Origin of the sequence: Lentzea sp. NPDC051213, assembly GCF_044455585.1 — a bacterium.
GTDB lineage: Bacteria > Actinomycetota > Actinomycetes > Mycobacteriales > Pseudonocardiaceae > Lentzea.
Map to the genome: position 1 here is coordinate 576,611 of NZ_JBITEX010000006.1, position 8,016 is coordinate 584,626.

Here is an 8,016-nt window from a genome sequence, read left to right on the forward strand (position 1 = left end):
CCGGGCCGGTGATCAAAGATTAGCACCGGGCAGGCTTCGCAAAACTGCTCCGTCAGGGGAAAGGACTTCAATGCGCGATGATAGGGGGGTCTTAGGGGGGTGCTAGGGGATTTCCTACTTACTGGACCGATGAGGCCGAGGCTAGCATCGCTCGAGGTGCACGCCACGTCGCCAGTAAATAGGGAGCGCCGTCGGGATGTTTCGAACCGAGCTGATCCGGCCGTTGTCCGACCTGCTGCGCTACCACGCCGGGAACGCGCCGGAGAAGGTCGCGTTCGCGGACGCGCGGCGCGCGGTCACGTACGCGGAACTGGAGCGCCGCACCGGGCGGCTCGGCGGGCACCTCGCGGATCTGCGGCTGCAGCCCGGTGATCGGGCACTGATCTTTCTGGGCAACAGCGTCGACATCGTCGAGAGCTATCTGGGTGTCACGCGCGCGAACGCGGTCGCGGTGCCGTTCAACCCGCACTCCGCCGACGCCGAGCTCGCCTACGTGCTGGACGACAGCGGCGCCCGCGTCGTCATCACCGACACCGCGCACCTCGACCAGGTCCGCAAGCTGCTGCCGGGCCGTCCTTATCTCAAGGTGGTCGTCAGCGGCGACGAACCGCTCCCGCGCGGCAACTCCATCGTCTCCTACGCGGACCTGACGACGAAGGACCCGGCGAACCCGGCGCGCGACGACCAGGGCCTCGACGACGTCGCGTTCATGCTCTACACCTCCGGCACCACCGGTAAGCCCAAGGGCGTGCTGTCGACCCAGCGCAGCTGCCTGTGGTCGGTCGCCGCCTGCTACGCCCCCGTCATCGGGCTGCACCACGACGACAAGGTGCTGTGGCCGCTGCCGTTGCACCACTCCCTCGCGCACGTGCTGTGTGTCGTCGGTGTCACCTCGGTCGGCGCGACCGCGCGCATCCTCGACGGGTTCGCCGCCGACGAGGTGCTCGCCGCGCTGGAAGGCGACGACTACTCCTTCATGTGCGGTGTGCCCGCCATGTACCACCATCTGTTGGAAGTCGCGCGCACGCGCGAGGTGTCGTCGAGCTCCCTGACCCGCTGCCTCACTGCGGGATCCGCGTGCCCGCCCGCGTTGCGCGTGGAATTCGAGGCGCTGTTCGGTGTGCCGCTGCTCGACGGCTACGGCAGCACCGAGACGTGCGGCCTGATCGCGGTGAACTGGGCGCACGGCACCAGGGTTCCCGGTTCGTGCGGCCTGCCGGTGCCCGGTCTGGCGGTGCGGCTGGTCGACCCGGACACCGGTGCCGACGTGGACGCGGAGGCCGAGGGCGAGGTGTGGGTGCGCGGCCCGAGCCTCATGGTCGGCTACCACAACCAGCCGGAGGCCACGGCGCAGGCGATGCCGAACGGCTGGTACCGCACCGGCGACCTGGCCCGGCGCGACCTCTACGGCTACGTCACGATCACCGGGCGGGTCAAGGAACTCATCATCCGCGGCGGGGAGAACATCCACCCCGGCGAGGTGGAGGAGGTGCTGCTCAAGGTCCCCGGCGTCGCCGACGCCGCGGTGGTCGGCAAGCCGCACGACATCCTCGGCGAGGTGCCGATCGCGTTCGTCGTGCCCGGCAAGCAGGGCCTCGACCCGGTGCGCCTGTACGACGCCTGCCGCGAGCAGCTGTCGAACTTCAAGGTGCCCGAAGAGTTGTACGAGATCGACCACATCCCGCGCACGACATCGGGCAAGATCACGCGGCACGTGCTGCTCGACCGCCCGGCCCGGCTGCGGGCCGCGAGCGGCGGGCAGCACGAGTCGTTGCTGCGGATGGACTGGGCACCGATGCCGTCGGTCCGCACGACCAGCCTCGAACTGGCCAAGCGCTGGGCCGTCGTCGGCCCGGACATGTTCGGCCTCACCGCCTCGCTCGCGTCGGCGGGCGTGCACGTCGCCACCTACCCCGACGCGGCCACGCTGCACATGTCCGTTGTGGACGGTGAGCCCGCGCCGGACGTGGCCGTGCTGTGCTGCCCGGACGACATGGACACCGGCGGCAAGCTCACCACGGCCGCGCAGGAGGCGTTGCTCAAGGTCGGCGGCGTGCTGCGGACGTGGGTGAACGACGACTGGTTCGCGCACTCACGCCTTGTCGTGCTGACGCGCGGCGCGGTGGCGGCGGGTGTCGAGGACGTGCGCGACCTCGTGCACGCCCCGGTCTGGGGGCTGCTGCGGTCGTTGCAGGTCGAGCACCCCAACCGGTTCACGCTGATCGACATCGACGACCTGCCGCCGTCCGCGGGGGTGCTGCCGCTCGCGGTCGCCGCCGGCGAACCACAGCTCGCGATCCGTTCCGGCATCGCGTTGATGCCTCGCCTCAAGCGGGTGTCGGCCTCGGTCGACAGCGACGAGGTGCTGCGCATCGACCCCAGGCGCACGGTCGTCGTGACCGGCGCGGACGGCACCATGGGCGCCGCGCTGACCCGGCATCTGGTGGCCGCGTACGGCGCGCGGCACCTGCTGCTGATCAGCCCGCGCGGCCGGGCCGACGAGGCGACCGCGCAGCTCGAGGCGGAGCTGTCCGAGCTGGGCGCACGGGTCGCCGTCGCGGACTGCGACGTGGCGGACCGCGCCGCGCTGGCTGAGGTCCTCGGCAAGCTGAAGCGGCCGATCACCGCGGTCATCCACAGCGAGGGCGAGCACCCGGCGAAGCCGACCCTCTCGCGGGAGAAGAAGAGCGACGTGTTCCGGTCCGTTGTGGACGGTGCGGTGAACCTGCACCAGCTCACGAAGGGCGGCGACGTCACCGCGTTCGTCATGCTCTGCACCGTCGCCGGTGCGCTGGGCCTCGTCGGCTCCGGGGAACAGGCCGCGGCCAACTCGTTCCTGGACGCGCTGGCCCGCTACCGCCGCAAGCGCGAGCTTGCTGCGACGTTCCTCGCGGTCGGCTCGACCGACGCGCCGACGACGGCGTCGCGCGTGGGCGAACTGTCCGCGCACGAGTTCACCGCGATGTTCGACGTGGCGACGTCGGCGGGCCTGGCGCAGGCCGTGATCATGCGGATCAACAGCGCGGCGTTGCGCGAGCAGACCTCGTCGACCGAGGTGCCTGCGTTGTTGCGCGGCCTGATCGACGTGTCCGCCCGGCTCGCGACGCCCGACGAGCGCGACCTCTCGGCGTTGCGCCAGCGGCTGGTGGCCATGTCGCCGGAGGAGCAGGACATCTTCCTGCTCAACCTGGTGCGCACCGAGGTCGCGGGCGTGCTCGGGCTGACCGGCGCGGAGCGCGCCGAGTCGAAGAAGACGTTCCGCGAGCTGGGCCTGACCTCCGTCACGGCGGTGGATCTGCGCAACCGCCTGACCGCGGCGACGGGCCTGCACCTGTCCGCGCCGGTGGCGTTCGACTACCCGACCCCGGTCGTGCTCGCGCGGCACCTGCGCGCAGAGCTGCTGGGGGAGCGGGCTTCCGTCGTGACGTCCGAGGTGGTGCGGTCCGCGCCGGACGAGCCGATCGCGATCGTGGGCATGGCCTGCCGCTATCCCGGTGGCGTGTCGTCGCCGGAAGACCTGTGGCGGCTCGTGACGTCGGGCGCGGACGTGGTGTCGTCGTTCCCGACGGACCGCAACTGGGACCTGGAGAAGCTGTTCGACGGTGCCTCGCACACGCGCTCGGGCGGCTTCCTGCACGACGCGGCGGATTTCGACGCGGAGTTCTTCGGCATCTCGCCCCGCGAGGCGCTGGCGATGGACCCGCAGCAGCGGTTGCTGCTGGAGGTGTCGTGGGAGGCCCTGGAACGGGCGGGGATCGACCCGGTCTCGTTGCGCGGCACGAACGGCGGCGTGTTCGCCGGCGTGATGTACCACGACTACGGCGCCGGGTTGCTGGACGCGCCCGCCGGTACCGAGGGGTACTGGACGACGGGGACCGCGGGCAGTGTTGTCTCCGGCCGCGTCGCTTACACCCTGGGGTTGCAGGGCCCGGCGGTCACCGTCGACACGGCCTGTTCGTCGTCGCTGGTGGCGCTGCACTGGGCGGCGCAGTCGCTGCGGTCCGGTGAGTCGTCGCTGGCGCTGGCCGGTGGTGTGACGATCATGTCGACGCCGCAGACGTTCGTCGAGTTCTCCCGGCAGGGCGGGCTGTCCGCGGACGGCCGCTGCAAGGCCTTCTCCGAGTCCGCCGACGGCACGGGCTGGTCCGAGGGTGCTGGACTCGTGGTGCTGGAACGGTTGTCCGATGCCCGGCGCAACGGCCACACCGTTCTCGCGGTGCTGCGTGGTTCGGCGATCAACCAGGACGGCGCGTCCAACGGCCTGACCGCGCCGAACGGCCCGTCGCAGCAGCGGGTGATCCGGCAAGCGCTTGCGTCCGCCAGTCTGTCCACTTCGGACGTCGACGCGGTGGAGGCGCACGGCACCGGCACGACGCTGGGCGACCCGATCGAGGCGCAGGCGTTGCTCGCCACCTACGGCCAGGGCCGCCAGGTGCCGCTGTGGCTGGGGTCGGTGAAGTCGAACCTCGGGCACACGCAGGCCGCGGCCGGGGTCGCGGGCGTGATCAAGATGGTGATGGCGTTGCGGCACGGGCTTCTGCCCCGCACGTTGCACGTGACGTCACCGTCCTCGCACGTGGAGTGGGGCGCGGGCCGGGTCGAGCTGCTGACCTCGGATCAGCCCTGGCCTTCGGTGTCGCGCGCCCGCCGTGCCGCCGTCTCGGGTTTCGGTGTCTCCGGCACGAACGCGCACGTGATCCTGGAGGAGGCACCCGAGGTCGAGGTGACGCCGGAGGAGCCGTCGTCCGTGCTCTCGGTGGTGCCGTGGGTGGTGTCGGCCAAGACTTCCGCCGCGCTGGACGCGCAGCTGGAGCGGTTCCGGTCGGTGCAGGCTCCCGCGCTGGACGTGGCTTCCTCGTTGGTGTCCACGCGCACCCAGCTGGAGCACCGCGCGGTCGTCGTGGACGGCGGGGAGATCGCGCGCGGTGTCGCGTCCGAACGGCCCATGGCCGTGCTGTTCTCCGGGCAGGGCTCGCAGCGGCTCGGCATGGGACGCGAGCTGTACGAGCGGTTCCCGGTGTTCGCCAACGCTTTCGACGCCGTGCTGGAGCACCTGGACGTCTCGCTGCGGGACGTGATGTGGGGCCACGACGCCGATGCGCTGAACGAGACCCGGTACACACAGCCGGCGTTGTTCGCGATCGAGGTGGCGCTGTTCCGGCTGGTCGCCTCCTTCGGGGTGCGGCCGGACTTCGTGGGCGGCCACTCGATCGGTGAGATCGCCGCCGCGCACGTGGCCGGGGTGTTCTCGCTGGAAGACGCGTGCCGGTTGGTGGACGCGCGGTCGCGGCTGATGCAGGCGCTGCCGCCGGGTGGCGCGATGGTCGCGTTGCAGGCCACCGAAGAGGAAGTGCTGCCGCTGCTGAGCGACGACGTCTCGATCGCGGCGGTCAACGGCCCGCGCTCGGTCGTGATCGCCGGCTCGCAGGACGGCGTGTGCGCCGTCGCCGAGAGCTTCGCGGACCGCAAGACTAAGCGTCTCACGGTGAGCCATGCGTTTCACTCGCCCTTGATGAACCCGATGCTGGACGACTTCCGCGCGGTCGTCGAGGACCTGTCGTTCGCGGAACCGCAGATCCCGGTCGTGTCGAACGTGACCGGGCAGCTGGCCGTGCGCGAACAGCTGACCTCGCCCGACTATTGGGTGCGGCACGTGCGTGAAGCCGTCCGGTTCTCCGACGGCGTGCGGGCGCTGGGGCGTCAGGGTGTGTCGGCGTTCCTGGAGCTCGGCCCCGACGGCGTGCTGTCGGCGCTCGTGGCGGAGCTGACCGAGACCGGTGCCGTGCCGCTGGACACCGCGGTGGTGCCGGTGCTGCGCCGGGAACGCCCAGAGGAAGCGTCCGCGGTGTCGGCGTTGGCACGCCTGCACGTCGCGGGTGTCACCGTCGACTGGACCAAGTTGTTCGAGGGCGCCGGTGCGCTGCGCGTCGACCTGCCGACCTACGCGTTCCAGCGGTCCCGTTTCTGGCCGGAGCCCGAGGTCGCGGTCGGCAAGGCCGATCCGCTGGACGCGGCGTTCTGGCAGCTGGTGGAGAACGACGAGCTGGCCGAGGTGCTGGACCTCGATCCCGATGTCGCGGCGGCCGTCGTGCCCGCGCTGTCCTCGTGGCGGATCCGGCAGCGTTCGCAGACCGTGGTGGACTCCTGGCGATTCCGGGAGTCGTGGACGCGGTTGTCGCTGTCCGGTGCTTTCACCGGATCCTGGCTGGTCGTCGTGCCACCGGGGGAGCAGGACACCTGGACGCGCGACGTCGTGGAGATCCTCGGCGGGGTCGCGGTGCCGCTCGACAAGGTTCCCGGCCTGGCCGGCCGCGAGTTCACCGGCGTGGTGTCACTGCTCGGCGTCGCGGACGACTCGGGCGACGTGCCGTATCCGCTGTCCGGGACGCTGGGGCTGCTGCAAGCCGGCATCGACGCTCCACTGTGGACTGTTACACGGGGTGCCGTGTCGACCGGGCACGGGGACGTCGTGACGTCACCGGTGCAGACCGCGCTGTGGGGCATGGGCCGCGTCGCCGCCCTGGAGTCGCCGCGCCGGTGGGGTGGCCTGATCGACCTGCCGGGCGTGGTGGACAACCAGATCGCACAAGGCCTGCAGGCCGCGTTGACGAATTCGCTGGGCGAGGACCAGATCGCGGTGCGCGGCAACGGCGTGTTCGCCCGTCGCCTGGTGCCCGCGCCGCGCGGTGAGCACGGCGAGGACTGGGCGCCGTCGGGCACGGTCCTGATCACCGGCGGCACCGGCGCGCTCGGCGGGTTCGTGGCCCGTGCCGTTGCCGCGCGCGGAGCTTCGCACATCGTGCTGACCTCACGGCGCGGCCCGTTGACCCCGGGCATCGAGCACCTGGTGGCGCAGCTCGAAGGCTTCGGCGCCGAGGTCTCGGTCGAGGCCTGCGACGTCGCCGACCGTGCCGCGCTGGAAGAACTGCTGGGCCGCTTCCCGTCGTTGACCGCCGTCGTGCACTGCGCCGGCATCGACTCCGGCGACGCCCCGCTGGCCTCGCTGTCCGCCGAGCAGCTCGGGGAGTTGTTGCGCGCCAAGATGGTGTCGGCGCGCAACCTGCACGAGCTGACCGGGAACCTCGACGCGTTCGTGCTGTTCTCATCGGGTGCGGCCGCGTGGGGCAGCGGTGGTCAGCCCGGATACGCGACCGCCAACGCCTACCTGGACGGCCTCGCCCAGCTCCGCCGCGGCCAGGGCCTGGTGGCGACGAGTGTGCAGTGGGGCGCCTGGGCCGAGGCGGGCATGGCGACCGATCCGGAGGCCTACGACCAGCTGCGCCGCCACGGCGTGCTGCCGATGGACCCGGAACTGGCGTTGACCGCGTTGGTGCAGGCCGTGTCGGACGGCGAGACCGTGCTGACCGTCACGAACACCGACTGGGCCCGTTTCGCTCCGGGCTTCACCGCGTCGCGCCCGTCGCCGTTGTTCTCGTCGATCCCCGAGGTCGTCGCGGCCCTGGGCGTGGGCGAGGAGGTCGCCGGTGACGAGAACGCGTTGCAGGAGAAGCTCGCCGGCCTGTCCGAGGCCGATCGGTCCCGCGTCCTGCTCGACCTGGTGCGCTCCGAGGCGGCCGCCGTCCTGGGCCACGCGGGCGTGGAGTCGATCCACGCGGAGAAGGCGTTCCGCGACCAGGGTTTCGACTCGCTGACCGCCGTGGAGATGCGCGACCGCCTGAAGGCCGCGACCGGCCTGCCGGTGCCGTCCGCCCTGGTCTTCGACTACCCGACGCCCCGCCTGGTCGCCGAGCACCTGCTGTCCGGCCTGTCCAGCGCAGACGGTTCCGCCCTGGCGGAGCTGACCCGGCTCGAGGACGCCCTGGTCTCGTCCGCCGACGACCACGACGCGATCCGCGAACGCCTGGAGAAGCTGCTCGGGCGCCTGAAGAAGCCTGTGTCCACTTCGGACGACGACATCCGCAACGTCTCCGTCGAGGACCTCCTGAACATCATCGACGACGAGTTGCTCGACCTCTCGTAGAAGCAGTGTTGCCCGCACGAAATGAGGACGGACCA

At 71.3% G+C, this 8,016-nt stretch carries 1 protein-coding gene; it reads left to right on the plus strand.

What is annotated here, in order from left to right; genetic code table 11:
- Positions 1-196: 196 nt before the first annotated feature.
- Positions 197-7,981 carry a type I polyketide synthase gene (locus ACIA8G_RS28260; RefSeq protein ID WP_396421696.1) on the plus strand — a complete coding sequence of 2,595 codons (7,785 nt, stop codon included), beginning with the start codon at positions 197-199 and terminating at the stop codon, positions 7,979-7,981.
- Positions 7,982-8,016 lie beyond the last annotated feature (35 nt).